Below are 21,727 nucleotides of genomic sequence, written 5' to 3' on the forward strand. Positions count from 1 at the left end.
AGGTCTCGTACAAGGAGAAAAGATGGATAAACAACGAATTGCTGTGGTTGGCCCCGGTTCTTGGGGAACGGCTCTATCGCAAGTCCTCAATGATAATGGCCATGAAGTCCGGATTTGGGGCAATATTGCAGAGCAGATTGACGAGATCAATAACCAGCATACAAACAAACGCTATTTCAAAAATGTGGTTTTAAGCGAAGAAATCAAGGCTTATCATGACTTGAAAGATGCTCTAGAAAACGTAGATGCTGTGCTTTTTGTCGTGCCGACTAAGGTGACCCGTCTGGTAGCCAAACAAGTTGCGCAAACCTTGGATCACAAGGTAAAAATCATGCATGCATCCAAGGGACTGGAGCCTAACAGCCACCAACGGATTTCGACTATTCTGGAAGAGGAAATCCCTGCAGACTTGCGTAGCGAGATTGTCGTTGTTTCAGGTCCTAGCCACGCTGAGGAAACCATCGTCCGCGACATTACCCTGATTACCGCAGCATCTAAGGATCTTGAAACAGCTAAATATGTGCAGGAACTCTTCAGCAACCATTACTTCCGCCTCTACACCAATACCGATGTCGTCGGCGTAGAAACAGCAGGTGCTCTGAAAAATATCATCGCAGTTGGAGCCGGAGCTCTCCACGGACTGAGCTATGGTGACAATGCCAAAGCTGCCATCATCACACGCGGTCTGGCTGAAATTACCCGACTTGGTGTCAAACTGGGAGCCAACCCTCTGACTTACAGCGGTCTTTCTGGTGTCGGCGACTTGATTGTCACAGGAACTTCTGTCCACTCTCGCAACTGGCGGGCCGGCGATGCGTTGGGTCGTGGCGAGAAACTGGCTGATATTGAAGCTAATATGGGCATGGTTATCGAAGGAATCTCTACAACCAAGGCAGCCTACGAACTGGCTCAGGAGCTCGGTGTCTACATGCCAATTACCCAAGCTATTTACAAGGTCATCTACGACGGCCATGATATCAAAGATGCCATTCATGATATGATGAGCAATGAATTCAAAGCTGAAAATGAGTGGTCTTAATTCATAGTATTTTTTATAAAGGAGAAATTTATGTCAAAAGTCAGAAAAGCAGTCATCCCTGCAGCCGGTCTCGGAACCCGCTTCTTGCCAGCCACTAAGGCACTGGCCAAGGAAATGCTGCCAATCGTTGACAAACCAACTATTCAGTTTATCGTCGAAGAAGCTCTCAAATCTGGAATCAAAGACATTCTAGTTGTCACAGGGAAGTCAAAACGCTCCATCGAGGACCACTTTGACTCCAACTTTGAATTAGAATACAACCTCAAAGAAAAAGGCAAGAACGACTTGCTCAAGTTGGTGGATGAGACCACTGGTATTGGTTTGCATTTTATCCGTCAGAGTCATCCACGTGGACTAGGGGATGCTGTTTTACAAGCTAAAGCCTTTGTCGGAAATGAACCTTTTGTGGTCATGCTAGGTGATGATTTGATGGACATTACCAATGACAAGGCAGTGCCACTCACCAAACAACTCATGGATGACTACGCAGCAACCCACGCATCTACCATTGCAGTTATGCAGGTTCCTCACGAAGAAGTCTCTGCTTATGGCGTTATTGCACCGCAAGGCGAAGGCGTCAATGGCCTCTACAGCGTTGAAAAATTTGTTGAAAAACCAGCACCAGAGGATGCGCCAAGTGATTTGGCGATTATCGGACGCTACCTGCTAACACCAGAAATTTTTGAAATCTTGGAGAAACAAACTCCTGGTGCGGGCAATGAAATTCAACTGACTGATGCCATCGATACCCTCAACAAAACTCAGCGCGTCTTTGCCCGTGAATTCAAAGGCGACCGCTATGATGTCGGCGACAAGTTTGGCTTCATGAAAACTTCTATCGATTACGCCCTCAAACACCCTCAGGTTAAGGATGATTTGAAGCAATACATTATCGATTTAGGCAAAAAATTAGATAAGAAAACGAAGAAATAATAGAAGTGCACAAGCAATAGATTAGCTGATGCATCAGCTTTTAACACTATACAGAAAAAACACCTAGATTTACTAGGTGTTAGATTGAAGAAAAAGTCCATTTTGGACAATTTCTTCAATCTTTTTCTTTTGCTGGATAAAGTAAAAAAACTCTTAAAAATAATATCACATCGACATCTCTAAGAGTTTTCACTATATGGTAATCAACCTCTATCAGCAATAGAAAAATTGCTGACAGAGGTTGGCAACATTTTGGAATACCACTTTAAAAAGCGGTATTGAGTTCATTTCTCAAAAAATTGGTCGTTGAAAAGTCAGAAAAATCAAAATAGCTGCTAATCCAAGGTAGGCTACCAGTGCTAAAAACCGTTGAGTCTTGCTAAAAGCGTAGCGCTCTCCCGATACTGGTAAGATCACAGCTCCTAAAGCTCCACCGACTAGACCACCCAAGTGGCCTGCAAGACTAATTCCCGGTAAAAAACTCATGACCAAATTAACAGCCAGCAGGCTCATATAGGACTGACCCAGCTGCTGTAGATAGTAGTTCCGAGTAGCAAAACGAAGCACAACAACGGAAGCAAAAAGGCCGAAAAGAGCAGTAGAAGCCCCAGCTGCCAAGCTATTGGGTGAAAAATAGACCACGAATAAATTCCCCATCACGCCTGACATCAGTATAGGATCAAGAATTTCCAAGAGCCAAAGATAGCCTCAATCTGTCGACCAAGAAAGTAGAGCGTCAGCATGTTGACCACAAAATGCTCCAAGCCAATATGGATAAAAATAGCAGCAAAAACCCGCCAAAACTGCTCCGGCAGCGCTTGAATCGTGTAACCGTGCACGGCTCCAAAGTGATACAAGGCTTCGGAACTGCTGTATTGAAAACCGTAAGAAAGAAACATCAAGACAAAAACAAGGCTCGTTAGGATAAGCAGGATGCTTGTCACAGGATAGTCTCTATCAAAGATTTGTTTCATAAATGAGTAACTCCTTTACTGCGACATCATGTTGAGCTGGTGTAAATTCTGCCTGTTGGACTGCATAAATAGTGCTGATGGATGCTCCTTCATAATCAGCCAGATAGCGGTCATAGTAGCCGCCTCCGTAACCAATCCGAAAGCCTTGAGAATTAAAGACCACACCCGGCACATGAATCAGATCAATCTCCGTCTTCTCCACAGCCTCTTCACTTATTGGCTCCAGCAGACCAAAAGAGCTTTTTTGTAGGCGACTTTTATCATAGTCCACAAATATCATCCGACCTTGGCCATAGGTTTTGGGCACCAAAACCCGCTTGCCATCCAACTGAGCCTGCTTGATAAAGGCTGCGGTAGAGACTTCATGCGGCATAGAAAGATAGGTAGCGATAACCTGAGCGTTTTGATAAGCTGCTGAATTGAGCAAGTGTTGGGTTAGCCAGTTATCTGCCTGCTCTTTTTCTTTTCCCGACAGTTTCTTCATTTGCTTTAGTACAGTTTGTCGTAGTTCTTTTTTCATGCGGCTCACCCCACCTTTTTTATCTTTCGTTGATTTTATAATCTAGGAATTTCCCAATCTTTTCAATAGCAAAGGGCAGTGTTGCCTCGTCCGGTGTCATCTTGGGATGATGGAGGGCATAGGGACTATCCACTCCCAGCCAGAACATGACGCCCTTGACCTTGCTGAGCAGATAACCGAAATCCTCGCCTGTCATAGCCGGCTCAATATCAATCAGCTGCACTCCTTCTTCCTTCTGGAAAAAGTCCATCAATTCGTCAGCTAGGTCAGGATGATTTTCTACAGGCAGATAACCACCTTGCTTGAGTTCCAAGTCCAATTCCAGACCGAAACTTTGGGCTATGCCCTCTGCTATTTCCCGTAAGCGTTTCTGAGTCAAGAGGTTCATCTCCTGAGTCAGAGTCCGAATGGTGCCATGCAAAAAGGCCGTTTCTGCGATGACATTGTTGGTCGTGCCAGCATGGAGCGAACCAAAGGTTACAACCGCCCCCTCGATAGGATTGACATTGCGACTGACAATGGTCTGCACCTGGGTGATAAAGTAGCTAGCCGCAACCAAAGCATCGTTGGCTTCATGAGGAAAGGCCGCATGACCTCCTTTCCCCTTAAAGGTCAGCTTAACTTCACAGGTACCAGCAAAAAGCGTTCCTCTGTTAGTGGAAATCTCACCGACCTTGAGGTCAGGTCGCACATGGAGACCATAAAACTCATCTGGCAGCCAGTCGCCAAACGCACCGTCTTCGTACATGAGCATACCGCCAGCTTCGTTTTCCTCAGCAGGCTGAAAGAGAAAGAGCAGATTGTGGGTAGGCTGAGCGCGCACAGCTTGCTCCAGCAGGCCTAGAGCGACTGTCATGTGCATATCGTGTCCGCAGGCATGCATCCGGCCTTCATGGGTACTGGCAAAGTCCAGTCCTGTATCCTCCACAATCGGCAGACCATCAATATCTGTCCGCCAGCCAATCGTCTTATCCGGTGAACTTCCCTTGATAAAGACCAAAATACCCGTCCGCCAAGTTCGGATTTCCACAAAGTCTAGACCTGCTGTCAGTCCATCAATGACCTGCATCAGGTAGGCATGAGTCTTGTATTCTTCCAGACCGATTTCCGGTATCTGGTGTAAATCGCGGCGAATGTTCAGATAATCAATCATTGTTTCTTTCCTTTAAAATCCTGTCAGAGCAAACAAAGAGTCAGACCGCCCCTGATGCAATTCAAGGGCGGCAGTATCCTGTTAACCAAAATTAGAGCGTACGCAGAGCATCTTCCAGGGCTGTCTTCTGCTGGGTCTTTTCGTCAATGGTCTTGATAACCCGTGCCGGAACGCCAGCAACTACTACATTTTCCGGAACATCCTGAGTCACAATCGCACCAGCTGCAACAACGGAACCACTACCAATTTGTACACCTTCAATGACAACCGCATTGGCACCAATCAGCACATTGTCTCCAACCCGAACTGGCTCAGCACTAGCAGGCTCAATGACTCCTGCCAGAACCGCACCAGCACCGATATGACTGTTTTTGCCAACAATCGCTCGGCCACCCAGAATGGCACCCATATCAATCATGGTTCCAGCACCAATTTCCGCACCGATATTGATGACTGCCCCCATCATGATGACAGCATTGTCGCCAATTTCGACTTGGTCACGGATAATAGCACCCGGCTCGATACGGGCATTGATGTCGCGCTTGTCCAGAAGCGGCACCGCTGAATTGCGGGCATCCTGCTCTACGACATAGGTCTTATTTTCCTCTAAGTTCGCTAGGAGTGGCTTGATTTCTTCCCAGTCTCCAAAAAGAACATTGCCTAACTTCACAACAGACCAAGGAATCGAACCGTGCAATTCTCCATCAAAGGTTACCTTGACAGGAGTTTTTTTCTTGGCATCAGCGATAAATTTGATAATTTCTTGAGCATTCATTTTCGTAGCAGACATGGCGTCACCTCTTTGTTCTTTCTATTCTTTGTTGGGAGAGGAAAACTTCCTATCCTATCTCTTTTATTTCTCTATTATAACATAATTCGGCTATGCAGTTGTGACTTTATTAGCAGCTAGTAGCTATTTAGACTCTTGAACTTTATTCAGATGAAATTGTCCGTCCTTATCTCTTTTTCCCATCTTTCTATCCTTGTCTGTTTAAGAAAAAATTCCGCGCTCTCCAGTCTAGGCTCTCAGACTGTGCTTGTCATCATACTTTTTAGACGGTAAAGCCCATTCACTTCGTAAAAAAACAAAGAAACTGTCATATTGTCCGTGGTTGAATATTCAAGAAGAAGTGAATCAACTTTGCCCTTAACTGGTTTATGAGCATAAATCCTCTTAGGCATCCCCAGTTCTTCTATGGCTTGCTTGACTTCCATTCCTTCTCGATCACTTTTGGGAATGAGCGACCGATAATCATCAACTGTCTTCGTAATCGATGCCTCAGCATTCTGGAGGAAATCGGCAGATACCGTAGAGAGCTCCATTCCTCCTCCAGTACTCCTAAGATGCATATTAACAACTCCTTTTCTTCCTGTTAGCTTGTATGAAAGCAGCACCAGTTGACTATCTTCCACGCGATTATCCACACTCCCAGAGCTGGCTTTCCCATACTTCTCAACGATATCCTCTGGAGACATATTGGGTTGGTTCATGGTTTTAATCAATTCTAAAATCTCTTCGAATTGAAAATCGACCTCTCGATTCTTTTCAATAAAAGCTGAATTCCCCTCCGTCAGGATCTCTATCTTATTTTCTGATTCTGTCGGAACAGTATTAACAGACGATACAGCCGATTGATTTCCTTCTGACTTAAAAGTTGGTCGCATATACATCATCAAGAAGCTAATCAGTCCCACTAGACCTGCGGCAATCAGTAAGAGTGAAGCATAACGTGATAGCCAAGACTTTGCTAAAAACTGGCCATTAGGATTGACTGCTGACTCTGTTCGCCGCTTTTCTTTACTTGAAAACTCAAAACCCGACTCTCGAGAGCCATCATTAGAGAAGGCTCTCTGCTTTTTTTGGTCTAAACTTGACCTTTTTCCCCATTCTCTTTGGACTTTTCTTCCTTTTCCCATCCTCATCTCCTCCAAGGAACCTAAGTTCCTCTTGTTTTTCTAGTAATTCCTGTCTTTCCGCTAAAAACAACTTCTGCTAAATAAGCCAAGCTCTAGCACCAAGCACGTCCTATCAATAAATACTCTTCCGAGTCAACTCATAGTCACCTGTTGGACTTAAGACAAACTCTAAATAGAGATATCTTCCATCTTTTAGTTTATATTTGATGTAAACTGTCGTTTGATTCTTATAGTCCGCCGACTTATTGATAACTTGTGGCACACCAAATCGTTCTAATACTGCTTGTAAATTTTTACTTGGTGCTGATTTATCCACAGTAAAATCCTGAAAATCTTCCTCAGTCCATAAATCCGAATGAGTTGATTGAGACTGGCTAAGCAATCCTTCCCCTCGAATTGTATTCAGCCAATACTGATCTCCGATAAGGTTGAAATAGAACTTGACAATTTGTCCTCCACCTGATGAGAGATAAAAAAGGTAGAGAGCCTTTTCTTCTCCATCTTTGGCCACACTTCCCGAACTTGCTTTTCCATATCGTTCAACAATTTCCTCTGCTGTCGGAGACAGTTGCTCACTCGCCCCTTGCACAGGCGAAGAAACCTGCAGAGCTAGGACATCCTCGAAAGTCCAAGTCATATTTTCTGGCCCCTTATCAGCACTAGAAGCCGACGATGCCGACTCCTGTGGCTCCGAAGCTTCCCATTCGCTAGACGAGTCTGCAACGTAAGCAGAAGCTATATTTTCTTGGCTCGATTCCCAGCTTATTTGGTCAATACTTCTGTCATGAGTGCCCATATTTGAAAGAAAACGATAGAGCAAAAGAAGGGCTAATGATAGCAAGACCAGACTCGCTAAAGTAGCAACTAGAGACTTAACATTCCCCTTCTTTCTTGTTCTAAGCCTACTTGATTTCCAACCAGTTTTAACTCCAAACTGATTCTCTCCTAGCTTTTCTTTCCTTGCTTCTTCCTTTGTCTGTTCGAGGGCAGCTCCTCCCCGTTCCCGCTGATTCTTGACCGACGAAGTGTTTCTGGCTTTAAACTTGGATTTGTGCTCCCGCCTCAATGCTTCTAAATTTCTATCTTTCACCTTTTCACCTATCAACTAAATACTTGATTGCTCATTCCCTTTCTACAAACGGCTGATGCTCCTGCTAGGCAAGCGCTACTGAGCACCTGCATCTCCCGCTTCATTTCCCAAACCCGAACTATCTGTTAATTGATAGCTCTGAGACTTATTATTTTCAAAAGAAAAACCGGCTTCCTGCCCATCCTCTAAACGGTAATAAATCGATAGAGTAGCATTGCCAAAGATTCCCCCATTCCAATCAAGGCGCTCTGGAAGTCCCAACTGACTGACAATCTCTTGATAGGCCTTCCCTTTCTCTATACCAGCAAGTTCTTGACGAGTAAGTTGAGCATTTCGGTTTGGCAAATGCGCACTACTGAGATGAGCACATTTTAGGGATTCCAACTTAAGAGTTTCAGAAGGACCAAGATAGCTTTTAAAAGAGAGGTTAACTTTCGCCTCTGTCCCTGCTTGTGAATAGTTTAAATCTATTGTCTTGATTAGGTCATCTTGGTTCGTTTCCCTACCAGACTCAGCTTTCCCTAACTTTGCAACCACCTCGTCGACCTTTGTCAGATTTGGAACCGATGAAGTGAAGTCTGAGAATAAAGAAGTGATATCATCATAGGTGATATGAAACTGATACTCCTCTTTCTTAGCAATCCATTCTGGACGATTATCAGATTTTAAATCTTGATCCTTTCCATATGAGTCTAACATACGAGAAATAGCTGCAGCTTCTTCCATGCGTTTTATATCATCATTCTTTTTCCACTGCTCTACTATGCTATACATTGAGGCTATAATCCCCAAACTAGAAAGTAGCATCACCCTTATCTTAGAAAAGATTCCTCGTTTTTTCTTCCTAAACTCTACTTTATCTGTCTCTCTAGCAAGCTCATTGGAGCTTATTCGCGGAGAAAGCTTGGTCTGCTTTGCTTCAGTTACAAGGCCTGACATCGGCTGGCTAGCTTGATTTCCACGAAGGACTTGGTTTTGTTTTTTAGCTTTCAGTGATTCTAAGCTAGAAATAAGGCGCTTCAGCTCTCTCTGCTTTAATTCCAACAAATTCTGTGATAGAAGCGACAGAGGCTCCTTCACCTGCTGAGCTCCTTCTAATTGCTCAGAAAACACCGGCTGGTCTTGAGAACTTGGTTTAGCCCCATAGCCGGTTTTGTCCTCTATGGAAGAGACGGCAGACGACTCATTGCTTGAGCTCTCTATTGGAAATACCACTTTTGATGGAGACGAACCTGAAGGACGAGTTTGATTTTCTTCTGCCCCTCCCTGAGCTTCTTGCAATCCCGCAGACGGTTTGATATGTTTGTCTCCCTTGGTTTTCCATTTGGATAGAAAGGATGGTTGGCTATCTGTTGACTTTTTCGTTTGGGCCTTCTTGAATTTTGATTGATGTTTCTGCCTCAAAGCTTCCAGATTTCTCTTTCCCATAACCCCTCCTCATCTATTGGCTCTTCTATCATTAAAAAGACGACTCGTCTAACAGTTCACAATGCTTCTTCGCTGAATGCTGCTATTCTCTTTTCTATAAAAAACACCGTTAAGCAGTCAAATAGCTGCACAAACTATCAGGATGGCTCCTTTTATAAAACAACTATTTGAAGACAGTAGCCTAAAACTTGTCATGCTAATATAACTTTATTCCAGTATATCATATTTTGAACCGGCTTAGCTTGAAAGTACACAAGCAAAAAGGCACGAACTCTCGTCCGTGCCCACAAAACCAACTATATATGACCATTTTTATTTCACTTTTTCAGCCAAAATACGACCGCTGTTGGCATCAATAGTCATTTTAATTTTCTATTCTATCACAGACAAACGCTTCTTAATCATCTCCTTTTTTAGCTAAGAGAAAGTTTCCATCTGCCTGCTTTATAAAGACTAACTTATAATCATCAGAACTTGACGTAGTAAATCTAATCGTCATTTTAGTAGCTATTTCATGAGTTTTATAAGCTTTATCTGCGGACATTGACAAAGACGAAATAGCATGCCCCTTTAAAACCTCCTTATAAGAGATTCCATCCTTTCCTGTTTTTGGATCTCCTACTTTCAACTTATCATAATAATCAGAAGTCATAGGATTCATTTTAGCTTTTTGGGAGTCCCCTGAATAAGAAATGTCTTGTAGATAGTAGCTATCACCTGCTTTTCTAAAAGTAAGGTTTATTTTACGAACTGTGTGATAATCAAAATCTTCATCCTCCTGGCGATCTTTATCCAACTCACCCCACTCTAAATTAATTCTGTCCCTTTGAAACGAACCTTTTAAGGCCTTTCCATGCTTATCAAGAACATCTTCAATGGAAGTCCCTAAATCTGGCTCATCAAATATGCCGAACTTAAGCTCAGTAAGATCAGCGATATCCCAACTAAAATCTGTCTCTTCTGGGTTGATAAACTTATCAGCTACATCCCTTTTTGATACACCTGTATCAGTCCTTGGTCTGAGGATTGGGTAGAGATGCTTGGTTACATTCATAACACCTACAGAATGGCCAAAAAATAGACCAACAATAAGTCCTAAAACCGCAAAAGCAATGATACCAGTAAGGAGTAGCCCTTTTCTAGGCCTCTCGTGATCACGCTTTACCAGCACATCGAACTGTACCTGTGATTGATTCATGTTCATCATTCATACATCTCCTCTAAATTAATAACGTTCCGAACCAATGTATAGGAAATCCCCATTTGGTTGTGCTAAAAATCGCATTGTCTTATAATCTCCATCAACTTTATAAGATACAGTTGCAAGCAATCGAGTAGATTTATAGCTATCATCAGCAGCATCCCTTTCTGTTTCAATTCGAACAGACTGTCTATGCTTCTTTAATAATTCAGCTAAAGATGTACCACCTTTACCTGTCTGTACATTTCCTTTTCTCAGACTTTTATACTCTTCTGTTGTCAAATTAAGATCTTCTGCGGTATCATTCTCATCTTCATCCTCCGAATTCTCGTCAGGATAGAATTCACTCAATTCATAAGCATACACAGACTTCAAGTAATAATTTCCATCAACTTTTTCAAAAAACATAGAAACACTTTGTTCTTTTGAAGACTTTGATCTCCTCCAAGAAAGAGTAATCCCTTTCTTTTCATATTCTATACTAGAAGCTAATCCATAGGTATTAACAATCTGATCTGCTGTTAATCCACGATCATTCTTATTGTTATAACTCAACAAACCAAGATCTTTGAGAGTCCAAGTAAATACGACCCTGTCTTTATCTGTAATAAAACCAGTTCTTGTATCTTTAGCCTCTTTCTCGGCACGTTCTAGTCGCTTAGAGCGTTGGATGTCTGCTTCGGACTTGGATGATTGTCCCCAAAGATAGCCTGCACCTCCACCAATCAATCCACCAATACAGATAGCAAGGATTGAAAAAAAAATAAGTTTAGCCCAACCAGATTTAGACTTCAGTTGAAAATCTTGAGGGCTCCCCTGTTGAAAGGCCGAATTATTTTCTTTTTGAAAAGGTTGTTGAATATTTTGACCTTCTTGCGATTTAATAGGCATCTTATCTTCTGTTGTCATAATATCTCCTTTACTAATCTCCTTTGCCCGGCATCTCCTACTTTTCGTGACCAAAGTTTAACGCGCAAAGTATAAATATAGTAGTTCTACTATATCATAAAACGATATAATCCGCCAATACTCCTGTAGTTAAAGATAGCTATATAAAAAGCGATCTATTTCTAGATCGCTTCATCTGTTCATTAGAGGCGTGCATTCAATTCTGCACCAAGCTCTTCAAAACCTGGTTTGCCCAGCAAGGCAAACATATTTTTCTTGTAGGCCTCAACACCTGGTTGGTCAAATGGGTTGATCGCATTCAAGTAACCTGAAAGAGCGATGGCCAATTCGAAGAAGTAGATAGTGTAACCAAGAGTGAAGGCGTCTTGCTCTGGAAGAGTCACGTACATGTTTGGTACATCACCATCTGTGTGGGCAAGAAGGACACCGTCAGTTGCTTTTTTGTTTACAAAGTCAACGTCTTTTCCTTGAAGGTAACCAAGTCCATCAAGGTCTTCTTCCAAAGTAGGAATAATCACGTTCTTGCGTGGTTTGTCAACACGGACAACTGTTTCAAACATGATACGAGTTCCTTCTTGGATAAATTGACCAAGTGAGTGCAAGTCAGTTGAGAAGTTTGCTGAAGTTGGGTAAATACCTTTTTGGTCTTTCCCTTCTGACTCACCAGCCAATTGTTTCCACCATTCTGAGAAGTATTGAAGTGATGGCTCGTAGTTTACCAAGATTTCTGTAGCGTAGCCTTTGCGGTAAAGGATGTTACGAACCGCTGCGTATTGGTAAGCTTCATTTTCAGCAATCTTGTCTGAAGTGTAGTCTTTACGAGCTGCGTTCGCACCTTCCATGAGAGCTTTGATGTCTGCACCTGATGCTGCGATTGGAAGCAAACCAACTGCAGTCAAGACTGAGAAGCGTCCACCGATGTCATCTGGAACCACGAATGTTTCCCAACCGTTAGCATCTGCTTCGACCTTAACAGCACCTTTTTGTCGGTCAGTTGTAGCGTAGATACGTTTGTTAGCTTCTTCTTGACCGTATTTCTCAACCAAGAGTTCTTTGAAGACACGGAAAGCGATAGCTGGTTCTGTTGTTGTACCAGATTTAGAAATCACGTTTACTGAGAAGTCTTTGTCAGCTACGTACTCTACCAAGTCAGCAAGGTAAGTAGATGAGATTGAGTTTCCTGCGTAAAGGATTTGTGGCGCTTTGCGCTCTTCTTTTGTTTGCAAGTTTGCAAAGTGGTGGTTCAAGAAGTCGATGGCTGCTTTGGCACCGAGGTAAGATCCACCGATACCGATCACAACCAAGACATCGCTGTCTGATTTAATTTGCTCCGCAGCCTTCAAGATGCGGTCAAATTCTTCGCGGTCGTAGTTTTCAGGAAGGTCCAACCAACCCAAAAAGTCGCTGCCAGCACCAGTTCCTTTGCGGATCAATTCGTCTGCTGCAGTTACTTGTGCTTGCATGTATTCCACTTCATGCGGGGCAACAAATTTATCTAAAACTTTTGAATAATCAAATTTAATATGTGACATGATATTCCTCCATTTTTTCTTCCACTCTATCATATCGCTTTCATACTTTTTTAGCAAGTAATTCCTTCAATGAAAACGCTTTAATATAAAATTTTGTTAATTTTTTTACAATTTTGCAAATCCTAGACTAGAAGCGAACGCAATCGTTTGCGCAATCTGCTATTATTACCAAAAAATTCCTGCTCTCAATTTCATGAGCAGGTTGAGAGGTTCAGCGTCCTTTGGACTTGATTCGGTTTACAAGGATTAACGTATTCCCACCTTAACTAAATATTAGTCAAGCAACTTAACACAGTAGCTGATTGGCTATTCTTTCGCTTTTCAAGCTTAGAAGAAAGCCTAATCAGCCTTGCGGGGGTGGAACTACGAACATAAGTTCTGTTCCACTCCCATCCACTGCTCTAAGATTCATCTGCGACTTTCAGTCTTGATCCATCAAGAGCAATAGAAAAGAGCACACAGTTCACTTCGCTTAGGGCTGCTGGATTCCTCCCCTGACCCGCTTCACGCAGAACTGTTGCTCCACTAATTAGTATAACACAAACTTTCTTTTTTGGCTAATTTTCTTTACTTTTTCCTGCGATTTCTGAAGAAGTTCTGCATAATCGCCGCACATTCTTCTTCTAAAAGGCCACTTTCAACCTCTACGCGGTGATTCAACCGCTCATCCGTCAGAATATCATAGAGACTGCCCCCAGCACCGAATTTCTGGTTTTTCGCCCCATAGATTACCTTGGGAATGCGAGCCAGACCGATAGCCCCGCTGCACATGACGCAGGGCTCAATCGTGACAAAAAGCGTCGTATTCAGTAGGCGCCAGCTATTTTCCTGCTGATTGGCCTCTTCAATCGCCATGATTTCCGCATGCATGACCGCCCGCTGCAACTCCTCACGCGCATTATGTCCACGCCCGATAATCTGACCATCCTTGACCAAGACACAGCCAATCGGTATTTCATCATTGGCGAGGGCAATCTCCGCCTCCTTCAGCGCCTCCCTCATAAATATTTCTTTTTCCTCTATCGTGTAGTCCATCTCTTCTCTCTTCCTTTTAGTTTCTTTGTTCATTATACCACAGGCAGCTTATGACTCACAAAAAAGCCGCCGATCGGGCGACTCTTATGGGAGATTATTATGAAAAAGTTTAGGAGGTTTAAACAAAGTTAGGAGGTCTTTGTTTATGCTTCTAGTATAGCTGGCCTATCTTAAATAAAGCTTAAGCTCTCTGAGTATTGATAATTTTAGCAATTTCTCCAACTTCTTGGGCAATATAGGTGGCTCCGGCTTCTTCCAATTCTTCCCTGCTACCAAAGCCATAAAGGACGCCGATAGAATCAAGCTTTTGCGCTTGAGCGCCAAGCACATCGTGCTCTCTGTCTCCAATCATGATGGTATGCGCCAAATCTGTAATCCCATTTTGCTCTAAGGCATACTGGATAACATCGCTTTTTTTACTACGTTTTCTGTCCATGGTCGCACCAGCAACAAAGTCAAAATAGTCATACAAATCAAAATGCTTGAGAATCTGAATGGAAAATTCTTCAGGCTTTGACGTAGCTACAATCAACTGTTTGCCAGCCTGCTTCAGAGAAGCTAGCAAGTCAGGAACGCCTGGATAGACCTCATTTTTATAAAGGCCTTTTTCAGAAAAGTACTCATGATAGTAGTCAATGGCCTTTAAACATTCTTCCTTAGAAAATCCATAAAAGCGCTCAAAAGAATCCTGCAAGGGCGGACCGATGAAGACTCTTAATGCTTTCTTGTCTGGTACTTGAATCTCATATTTTCCTAAGGCATAGGCCACTGAGTTGGTAATCCCTAGTTCTGAATTGGTCAAGGTACCGTCTAGGTCAAATAAAATCGTTTGATACATTTTTTCCTCTCTCTGCTTTCAAAAAGAGGCTGGTACAAAAGTCCTAGCCTCTCAATTGTCTTTGGATTGTCGAGCAAGACGCAGTGGTTGAGTGGGCTCTACTACGCTGATTTCATCAGCTTTTACAGCCCTACTCAACTGTGCGGAGGTGGGACGATAAAATCGAATTCTAACGAATTACCGATTTCTGTCCCACTCTCTTGTCTTCACTTGCTTATAAACTTGACCAAACACTTTCCAAAATATTGGTTTGCTCGCGACCTGGTCCGACTGAGAAAGTCGAAATGCGGACTCCAACCAGTTCGCTGACACGGCGAACATAATTGCGGGCATTTTCTGGCAGGTCTTCTAGACTGCGGACACCAGTGATGTCTTCTGACCAACCTGGCAATTCTTCATAGATTGGCTTGCAGCGCTTGAGTTGCTCCAAACTTGCTGGATAATGGTCGATTCGCTCCCCATCCAAATCGTAGGCTACACAGATTTTGACTGTATCTAGACCACTCAAAACGTCAATGGAGTTGAGAGAAAGGTTGGTAATTCCTGATACGCGGCGACTGTGGCGCATCACAACGGAGTCAAACCAGCCCACACGACGCGGACGACCAGTCGTTGTACCATATTCATGACCCACTTCGCGGATACGCTCGCCCACTTCATCAAAAAGCTCTGTTGGGAACGGTCCATCACCGACACGGCTCGTATAGGCCTTGCAGACACCAACTACCTTGTCAATCTTGCTTGGACCAACACCTGAACCAATCGTCACCCCACCAGCAACTGGATTAGACGAGGTTACAAATGGATAGGTCCCTTGGTCAATATCCAGCATAACGCCTTGTGCCCCTTCAAAGAGGACACGCTTGCCTTGATCCAGGGCGTCATTGAGAATGACTGATGTGTCGGTCACATACTGCTTGATTTGCTGACCGTATTCATAATATTCTTCAAAAATATCGTCAACGCTCATCGCTTGGCTATCGTACAATTTCTCAAAGAGGCGGTTTTTCTCAGCTAAATTCCGCTCCAAGCGCTCTCTGAAAATGTCTTTATCCAAAAGGTCAGCGATACGGATACCAACACGCGCAGCTTTGTCCATGTAGGCAGGACCAATTCCCTTGATCGTCGTCCCGATTTTATTGTCGCCTTTCGCTTCCTCTTGCAGGCGGTCCAGCTCGATATGGTAAGGCAGGATGACATGGGCACGGTCTGAAATGCGCAAATTATCTGTGGTAACACCTTCTTGGTGCAGATAAGCCAACTCCTTGACCAGAGATTTAGGATTGACCACCATCCCATTTCCGATCACTGAGATCTTTTCTGGGAAGAAAATTCCTGACGGAATCAAGTGCAATTTATATTTTTTCCCGTCAATCACAATCGTATGTCCAGCATTGTCACCGCCTTGGTAGCGGGCAATCACTTCAGCATTGGCCGAAAGGAAATCCGTAATTTTCCCTTTTCCTTCATCTCCCCACTGGGTTCCTACAACAACAACTGATGTCATAATTTCGTCTGAGCTACAAGAGCTCTTCCTTTCTTAATCTACAAGGCAGGAGTTTCACCTGCAAACGTATCTTACACTTTATTATAAGAAAATTTTGAATTTTTTTCAAGATCAGGTGTCTTTTAAATTTGGATTTTCACCTTTGAAAGCGAATAATTCTTTTTGGATTTTTCCATTTTCACGAAATATATCCAACAAATGGAAATAAAAGTTCGGAAATTCATTAAAAACGTAGTGAATAGTTGTTTTATGGCCTTTTTTATAATAGACTGAAAGTACTATACTAAGGACGGAAAAACATGATGACTATTGATCGTTTACTTGAAAAGTTAGACCCTACCAGCCCGATCTTACAGGCGACTTTTGGACTGGAAAGAGAATCCCTACGTGTGACAGAAGCAGGTACACTGGCTTCAACTCCCCATCCCAGCTCTCTGGGTTCTCGGAGTTTTCATCCCTATATCCAGACAGATTTTAGCGAGCAACAGCTCGAGTTGATTACGCCCATCGCCTCTTCAACTCAGGAGGCCCGTCGCCTACTGGGTGCCATCACCGATGTAGCTGGACGCTCCATTCCCCAAGATGAACTCATGTGGCCCTTGTCCATGCCTCCCCAACTCCGAGAAGACGAGATTGAAATCGCCCACCTCGAAAATGCCTACGAACTCCATTATCGTCAAGGTTTAGCAGAAAAATACGGCAAACGGCTCCAGACCATTTCCGGCATTCATTACAATATCGAGCTAGGAAAAGATTTGATGACGGCTCTCTTTGAGGCTAGCAACCTTTCTTCCTTCAAGGATTTCAAAAATGCCCTCTATCTCAAATTAGCTCGCAATTTCCTCCGTTTCCGCTGGTTCTTGACCTATCTTTATGGTGCGGCTCCACTGGCAGAAGCTGGCTTTTACGATGAGCCAGTTGAGGCTCCTGTCCGTTCACTCCGAAATAGCCATCACGGCTACGTCAATGACGAGCATATCCATGTGTCATTTCGCTCGCTGGAAAGCTATGTTTCGGACATCGAATCCTATGTCAAGTCTGGCGACCTAAGTGCGGAAAAGGAATTCTACTCGCCCGTGCGCTTTCGCGGTCAAAAACGAAATCGAGATTACCTAGAACAAGGCATTACTTACTTGGAACTGCGCTGTTTCGACCTCAATCCTTTCGACGTTTTGGGCATCAGTCAGGAAACCTTGGACACGGTCCATCTCTTTCTCTTGGCTCTATTGTGGCTGGATGATGTGACAGATAGCGATACACAGCTACAAGCGGCTCATGCTCTCAACGAGGCCGTTGCTCTGGCTCACCCCTTGACGCCCCTACCTGCAGAGGCCGACAGCTCTGCTATTCTCCAAGCTATGGAAAATGTGATCCAGCATTTCAATCTCCCTGCCTCCTACCGCCAATTGCTCGCACAAGTCAGAGCTACACTGGCTGAACCCAAGCTGACTCTGGCAGGGCAATTATTGCCTCATATTGAGAAGAACTCCCTCTCAGCATTTGGATTGGCAAAGGCTAAGAAATATCGAGATTACGCCTGGACTGCACCCTACGCCCTCAAGGGCTATGAAAAGATGGAGCTTTCCACTCAAATGCTTATGTTTGACGCTCTCCAGAAAGGCCTCCATCTCGAGATCCTAGATGAAAATGACCAATTTCTCAAGCTTTGGCACGGTCAGCATGTAGAGTATGTCAAGAACGGCAACATGACCTCCAAGGATAACTATGTCATCCCGCTGGCCATGGCCAATAAAACAGTCACCAAAAAGATTTTGGCTGCAGCTGACTTTCCTGTTCCTGCTGGGGCGGAGTTTTCTTCTCTTGAAGAGGGTCTGGCCTATTATCCTTTGATTAAAGACCGAAAAATTGTTGTCAAACCCAAGTCAACCAACTTCGGACTGGGCATCTCTATCTTCCAAGAACCAGCTAGTCTGGAAGCCTACCGCAAAGCTTTGGAGATTGCTTTTTCAGAAGATGCCGCCGTCTTGGTGGAGGAATTTATCGCTGGAACGGAATACCGCTTCTTTGTCTTAGACGGTCAATGTGAGGCGGTTCTCTTGCGCGTGGCGGCCAATGTTGTTGGAGACGGCCAGCATACCGTGAGAGAATTGGTTACCATCAAAAATGACAATCCCCTACGGGGACGAGATCATCGCTCACCGCTCGAAATCATTGAACTGGGCGACATTGAACTGCTCATGCTGAACCAGCAAGGTTATGGACCAGATGATATCCTGCCTGCTGGAGTCAAAGTTGATTTGCGGCGTAATTCCAACATTTCTACTGGCGGAGACTCGATTGATGTGACTGAAAGTATGCACCCGTCTTATAAGGAACTCGCTGCGGACATGGCACGAGCTATGGGAGCTTGGGCCTGTGGCGTTGATCTAATCATCCCTGACAGCTCTGCTATTTCCACCAAGGAAAATCCCAACTGTACCTGCATCGAGCTCAACTTCAACCCCTCTATGTATATGCACACCTATTGTGCTGAGGGGCCGGGGCAAAGTATCACCCCTAAAATACTGACCAAACTTTTCCCAGAAATGGATTGATAAAACAAGAATCGCAGGGTATTCCTTGCGATTTTTGCTTGCCCACTTGTGATAAAAAAGAACTCTTATGCTTACTTTTAGGAAAGGAAACAAAGCTCTTTCTTGATGAGGCAGGCATTCTCAATAAATCTAAAAACATATCTGAATATATAAAATCATTGCACTCTTTATCCTTCAAAAATCAGCTTTTATGTTAAAATAGAAATATCACATTGAGAAGAAAGAGAAAAGTCCATGTCGAGAAGAAGGAATAATTCTAACCAGCAGCCGGAATGGTTTAGCTGGATTTGGATACTTGCAATTATATTTGGTTCTGGAGTGGTAGCCAGCTACCTGATCCCCATTGCTATTTTGGGAGCTATTAGCTACGGAATCTATCGCTACCAAAGACAGAAAAGAGTTCGTATTGAAGCTAAACAAGCCAGCATTGGCCGTATTGAAGATTTAAAGGCAGAGATTGGTCAGGCGGACCGCCGTATTAAAGAATTAGAAAGCTACCAAGAATACGGCAAGAAGGAAGACTACCAAGACTTGGCCCTGCAAATTCTTCCCCAACTCACCTATATCAAAAACGTTGCTAAGGAATTGCGAGATGAAATTCCTGCATCTGTCTACCAGCGCATTCAGACTAAAGTTACTACTGTAACCGAGGAAATTGATAAACAACTGCAAAAGATTGAACGGGAGAAAAGGCAAAAAGAAGCGCAGCCAAAGAAAACGAGCCTAGAAGAGCTAGCTCCAGAATTGGTCGCTACGGTTCGCAATATTCAGATTGACCACGAGGCCATTCTTCAAAAAATCTCTCAATCCGAAAGCAACAACAAGGAAGAACTGACTGCCATTCATCAGTCCCAGATGGAGCACTACGAAGATATTTTAGAAGGCTACCTCAAAATCAAAGCCTCTCCCAAAGATTTTTACAATGCCGAGGAGCGGCTAGCCAAGGCTAAAGCAGCTATCGAGCAGTTTGACTTGGACCTAGACGAAGCACTGCGCCAGTTAAATGAAGCTGATTTGAGGGATTTTGACATTAGCCTGCGTATCTTAGACAAGGAAAAACAAACAGATACTGGCTTTTAAGCTAGAAAAACCAAAGGAGAAACTATGAGCCAAGAATTTAACTTTGACATTGATAAAATTGCCAATAATGCTATCAGCAAAAGCGACAAAACAACAGAAATCATCGAATCCAACACGACTCAAGAAAATGGCCAGCTAACTTTTCTGGAAAAGCTGACGCCTGAGCAACAGAATGCGATTACGGCCAAAGCTCCTCAGCTTGTGGATAATTTCGTATCGGACCAGAATGCCTTGCTGGACTTTGGCCAATCTGCTGTAGAAGAGGTCAACGGTACCGTCAATCGTATCTTAGCCGAGCAGAAAAAATTACAAATTCCCCAGGTAGATGAGCTCTTAAAAAACACTAACAAAGAACTTAATGGCTTTGTCGCAAAATACAAGGATGCTCAAGTAGCAGAACTGGACAAGAAGCCTAATTTCCTAGAAAAACTCTTCAAACAGAGCAAAAACACTCTTCAAGAATTCTATTTCGACTCACAAAATATTGAGCAGAAAATGGATGGCATGGCTGCAACCGTCGTCAAACAAGAAGATGTTCTGGCTCGTAACATCGTTTCTGCTGAAATGCTGATTGAGGACAATACCAAATCGATTGAAAACCTAGTCGGAGTTATTTCCTTTATCGAAGCTGCTCAGCAGGAATCCGGCAAACGAGCGCTCAAGCTGCAGGCTGAAGTTGCTCAGCTAGATATGACAACCGTTGACTATCAAGTCAAATCGCAAGAATTAGCCCGAATGACAGAGGTGGTCAATACCTTAGAGCAGCAACACACTGAATATGTCAGCCGTCTCTATGTGGCTTGGGCGACGACTCCTCAAATGCGTAATCTAGTCAAGGTTTCCTCTGATATGCGCCAGAAGCTAGGAATGCTCCGCCGCAATACCATTCCAACGATGAAACTGTCTATCGCCCAGTTAGGCATTCTCCAGCAATCCATGAAGTCTGGTCAAGTAGCTGACGCCATCTCTAATGCGAATAACGCTGCCCTGCAAATGCTCGCTGAGACCAGCAAGGAAGTCATTCCTCAGCTGGAGCGGATTTCCCAAAGCCCTACTATCGCGATTGAGTCTGTCACTAAGCTGGCAGAAAGCCTCGTCGCACAAAATCAAGGCATTATCGAAGCCATTGATAAAGGACGAGAAAAACGCGCTCTGCTAGAAGCGGCCGTCATCCAATCTGCAGAGACCATCAACAACTCTGTCAAACTGCGTGATCAAAAGATTATCCAAGCCCTGCTGGACCAAGGCAAGGAAGCCCAGAAAGAATTAACTTCAGAATAAGCAAAAGAGCCATCCAGGCTCTTTCAAATCGTAGACAAACATCAAAACTGATGTTTGTCTTTTTCTATTTTCAAAAATCTTTGTCCAAGAAGACAAAAATGCACTCAGCTCTTAGGAAAAATTGAGTGCATTTTTTGGAAAAGTATAATTCTTTACAGACTTTTGACTGCAGCAATGGCTGCATCATAATCTGGCTCGGTATTGATGTTGTCTACGTACTCAGCGTAGGTCACGGTGTTGTTTTCGTCTAAAACTAGGACTGCCCGAGCCAACAGGTGCCATTCATTGATGAGGACAGCATAGTCACGGCCAAAAGAATGGTCAAAGTAGTCTGATAGCATGACGGCATTTTCGATGCCTCCAGCAGCACACCATTTGCCTTGGGCGAAAGGTAGGTCAACTGAAACCGTGATAACAACGGTATTGTCCAAGTCAGAGAGTTCTTGATTGAAACGACGGGTCTGAGTTGAGCAGACACCAGTATCGATAGACGGTACGATGCTGAGGACTTTCTTTTTACCAGCAAAGTCAGCCAGAGTTTTCTTTGAAAGGTCAGTAGCCGTCAGGCTAAAATCGTGGGCGGTGTCTCCGACTTGCAATTGCTGACCCGTAAAGGTTACAGGATTTCCGAGAAAAGTTGTCATAGGAAGTCTCCATTCATGTTTGATAGCTCCATTGTACTGCGAATAGTGATTTTTTTCGAATAATTTGACTGAAAATTTGAGAGCGACTCCA

General features: G+C 43.7%; 18 protein-coding genes, 1 other RNA gene and 1 pseudogene. 5 read left to right on the forward strand and 15 right to left on the reverse strand.

What is annotated here, in order from left to right:
• Positions 1 to 22 precede the first annotated feature (22 nt).
• Positions 23 to 1,039: an NAD(P)H-dependent glycerol-3-phosphate dehydrogenase gene (locus tag D8793_RS01160; RefSeq protein ID WP_125370885.1), complete on the forward strand. Its 1,017-nt coding sequence runs from the start codon at positions 23 to 25 to the stop codon at positions 1,037 to 1,039.
• A gap of 30 nt (positions 1,040 to 1,069) precedes the next feature.
• Positions 1,070 to 1,972, forward strand: coding sequence for a UTP--glucose-1-phosphate uridylyltransferase GalU (gene galU, locus D8793_RS01165; RefSeq protein ID WP_015605882.1), 903 nt, complete (start codon positions 1,070 to 1,072; stop codon positions 1,970 to 1,972).
• 291 nt (positions 1,973 to 2,263) lie between these two features.
• Here the strand turns inward: galU and D8793_RS01170 are convergent.
• The 14 genes and pseudogenes from D8793_RS01170 to D8793_RS01235 form a co-directional block, all read right to left on the reverse strand.
• Positions 2,264 to 2,946, reverse strand: a pseudogene (locus tag D8793_RS01170) (rhomboid family intramembrane serine protease).
• The gene (locus D8793_RS01175) at positions 2,930 to 3,466 is read right to left on the reverse strand and encodes a 5-formyltetrahydrofolate cyclo-ligase (protein ID WP_125370884.1); all 537 of its coding nucleotides are present in this window, start codon (positions 3,464 to 3,466) and stop codon (positions 2,930 to 2,932) included. Before D8793_RS01175 ends, D8793_RS01170 begins: the two are co-directional and overlap by 17 nt.
• A 19-nt stretch (positions 3,467 to 3,485) precedes the next feature.
• Positions 3,486 to 4,619 carry an N-acetyldiaminopimelate deacetylase gene (locus D8793_RS01180; protein WP_125370883.1) on the reverse strand — a complete coding sequence of 378 codons (1,134 nt, stop codon included), beginning with the start codon at positions 4,617 to 4,619 and terminating at the stop codon, positions 3,486 to 3,488.
• A gap of 91 nt (positions 4,620 to 4,710) precedes the next feature.
• Positions 4,711 to 5,409, reverse strand: coding sequence for a 2,3,4,5-tetrahydropyridine-2,6-dicarboxylate N-acetyltransferase (gene dapD, locus D8793_RS01185; protein WP_072074703.1), 699 nt, complete (start codon positions 5,407 to 5,409; stop codon positions 4,711 to 4,713).
• Positions 5,410 to 5,645: 236 nt separating this feature from the next.
• Positions 5,646 to 6,536, reverse strand: coding sequence for a hypothetical protein (locus D8793_RS01190; protein ID WP_125370882.1), 891 nt, complete (start codon positions 6,534 to 6,536; stop codon positions 5,646 to 5,648).
• Between the two features lie 112 nt (positions 6,537 to 6,648).
• Positions 6,649 to 7,626: a hypothetical protein gene (locus D8793_RS01195; protein WP_260471071.1), complete on the reverse strand. Its 978-nt coding sequence runs from the start codon at positions 7,624 to 7,626 to the stop codon at positions 6,649 to 6,651.
• Between the two features lie 75 nt (positions 7,627 to 7,701).
• Complete coding sequence (locus D8793_RS01200) at positions 7,702 to 9,054, reverse strand: hypothetical protein (RefSeq protein WP_125370880.1); 1,353 nt, start codon at positions 9,052 to 9,054, stop codon at positions 7,702 to 7,704.
• A 397-nt stretch (positions 9,055 to 9,451) separates the two neighbouring features.
• Positions 9,452 to 10,261 carry a hypothetical protein gene (locus D8793_RS01205; protein ID WP_185761012.1) on the reverse strand — a complete coding sequence of 270 codons (810 nt, stop codon included), beginning with the start codon at positions 10,259 to 10,261 and terminating at the stop codon, positions 9,452 to 9,454.
• Between the two features lie 18 nt (positions 10,262 to 10,279).
• The gene (locus D8793_RS01210; RefSeq protein ID WP_125370879.1) at positions 10,280 to 11,164 is read right to left on the reverse strand and encodes a hypothetical protein; all 885 of its coding nucleotides are present in this window, start codon (positions 11,162 to 11,164) and stop codon (positions 10,280 to 10,282) included.
• Between the two features lie 182 nt (positions 11,165 to 11,346).
• The gene (locus tag D8793_RS01215; protein WP_125370878.1) at positions 11,347 to 12,696 is read right to left on the reverse strand and encodes a glucose-6-phosphate isomerase; all 1,350 of its coding nucleotides are present in this window, start codon (positions 12,694 to 12,696) and stop codon (positions 11,347 to 11,349) included.
• Positions 12,697 to 13,132: 436 nt separating this feature from the next.
• An RNA gene (gene ffs, locus D8793_RS01220) (signal recognition particle sRNA small type) lies at positions 13,133 to 13,231 on the reverse strand.
• Between the two features lie 32 nt (positions 13,232 to 13,263).
• Entirely contained in the window at positions 13,264 to 13,731 is a 468-nt protein-coding gene (gene tadA / locus D8793_RS01225; protein WP_185761011.1) for a tRNA adenosine(34) deaminase TadA, read from the reverse strand.
• Between the two features lie 181 nt (positions 13,732 to 13,912).
• Positions 13,913 to 14,569, reverse strand: a complete 657-nt coding sequence (locus D8793_RS01230) for an HAD family hydrolase (RefSeq protein WP_125370876.1) — start codon at positions 14,567 to 14,569, stop codon at positions 13,913 to 13,915.
• Positions 14,570 to 14,783: 214 nt separating this feature from the next.
• The gene (locus tag D8793_RS01235; protein ID WP_048792129.1) at positions 14,784 to 16,076 is read right to left on the reverse strand and encodes an adenylosuccinate synthase; all 1,293 of its coding nucleotides are present in this window, start codon (positions 16,074 to 16,076) and stop codon (positions 14,784 to 14,786) included.
• Between the two features lie 302 nt (positions 16,077 to 16,378).
• Here D8793_RS01235 and gshAB point away from each other — a divergent pair, with 302 nt between their 5' ends.
• The 3 genes from gshAB (at position 16,379) to D8793_RS01250 (ending at position 20,992) form a co-directional block, all read left to right on the forward strand.
• Positions 16,379 to 18,631, forward strand: a complete 2,253-nt coding sequence (gshAB, locus tag D8793_RS01240; RefSeq protein WP_185761015.1) for a bifunctional glutamate--cysteine ligase GshA/glutathione synthetase GshB — start codon at positions 16,379 to 16,381, stop codon at positions 18,629 to 18,631.
• Positions 18,632 to 18,865: 234 nt separating this feature from the next.
• Positions 18,866 to 19,711, forward strand: a complete 846-nt coding sequence (locus D8793_RS01245; protein WP_125370874.1) for a hypothetical protein — start codon at positions 18,866 to 18,868, stop codon at positions 19,709 to 19,711.
• A gap of 24 nt (positions 19,712 to 19,735) precedes the next feature.
• Positions 19,736 to 20,992, forward strand: coding sequence for a toxic anion resistance protein (locus tag D8793_RS01250; protein ID WP_125370873.1), 1,257 nt, complete (start codon positions 19,736 to 19,738; stop codon positions 20,990 to 20,992).
• 152 nt (positions 20,993 to 21,144) lie between these two features.
• Here D8793_RS01250 and tpx read toward each other — a convergent pair whose 3' ends face one another.
• Positions 21,145 to 21,636 carry a thiol peroxidase gene (gene tpx, locus D8793_RS01255; RefSeq protein ID WP_125370872.1) on the reverse strand — a complete coding sequence of 164 codons (492 nt, stop codon included), beginning with the start codon at positions 21,634 to 21,636 and terminating at the stop codon, positions 21,145 to 21,147.
• Positions 21,637 to 21,727: the final 91 nt, after the last annotated feature.

The sequence above is a fragment of the Streptococcus cristatus genome, from assembly GCF_003943465.1.
GTDB classification, from domain to species: Bacteria; Bacillota; Bacilli; order Lactobacillales; family Streptococcaceae; genus Streptococcus; species Streptococcus cristatus_C.

Bases quoted from the DNA above. Each gene is read 5' to 3' on its own strand.
- galU (WP_015605882.1), top strand. From the start codon at position 1,070: ATGTCAAAAGTCAGAAAAGCAGTCATCCCTGCAGCCGGTCTCGGAACC.
- D8793_RS01230 (WP_125370876.1), bottom strand. From the start codon at position 14,569: ATGTATCAAACGATTTTATTTGACCTAGACGGTACCTTGACCAATTCA.
- D8793_RS01210 (WP_125370879.1), bottom strand. From the start codon at position 11,164: ATGACAACAGAAGATAAGATGCCTATTAAATCGCAAGAAGGTCAAAAT.
- D8793_RS01190 (WP_125370882.1), bottom strand. From the start codon at position 6,536: ATGGGAAAAGGAAGAAAAGTCCAAAGAGAATGGGGAAAAAGGTCAAGT.
- D8793_RS01245 (WP_125370874.1), top strand. From the start codon at position 18,866: ATGTCGAGAAGAAGGAATAATTCTAACCAGCAGCCGGAATGGTTTAGC.
- D8793_RS01200 (WP_125370880.1), bottom strand. From the start codon at position 9,054: ATGGGAAAGAGAAATCTGGAAGCTTTGAGGCAGAAACATCAATCAAAA.
- D8793_RS01205 (WP_185761012.1), bottom strand. From the start codon at position 10,261: ATGATGAACATGAATCAATCACAGGTACAGTTCGATGTGCTGGTAAAG.
- D8793_RS01180 (WP_125370883.1), bottom strand. From the start codon at position 4,619: ATGATTGATTATCTGAACATTCGCCGCGATTTACACCAGATACCGGAA.
- tpx (WP_125370872.1), bottom strand. From the start codon at position 21,636: ATGACAACTTTTCTCGGAAATCCTGTAACCTTTACGGGTCAGCAATTG.
- D8793_RS01175 (WP_125370884.1), bottom strand. From the start codon at position 3,466: ATGAAAAAAGAACTACGACAAACTGTACTAAAGCAAATGAAGAAACTG.
- tadA (WP_185761011.1), bottom strand. From the start codon at position 13,731: ATGGACTACACGATAGAGGAAAAAGAAATATTTATGAGGGAGGCGCTG.
- dapD (WP_072074703.1), bottom strand. From the start codon at position 5,409: ATGTCTGCTACGAAAATGAATGCTCAAGAAATTATCAAATTTATCGCT.
- D8793_RS01250 (WP_125370873.1), top strand. From the start codon at position 19,736: ATGAGCCAAGAATTTAACTTTGACATTGATAAAATTGCCAATAATGCT.
- D8793_RS01235 (WP_048792129.1), bottom strand. From the start codon at position 16,076: ATGACATCAGTTGTTGTTGTAGGAACCCAGTGGGGAGATGAAGGAAAA.
- D8793_RS01215 (WP_125370878.1), bottom strand. From the start codon at position 12,696: ATGTCACATATTAAATTTGATTATTCAAAAGTTTTAGATAAATTTGTT.
- gshAB (WP_185761015.1), top strand. From the start codon at position 16,379: ATGACTATTGATCGTTTACTTGAAAAGTTAGACCCTACCAGCCCGATC.
- D8793_RS01160 (WP_125370885.1), top strand. From the start codon at position 23: ATGGATAAACAACGAATTGCTGTGGTTGGCCCCGGTTCTTGGGGAACG.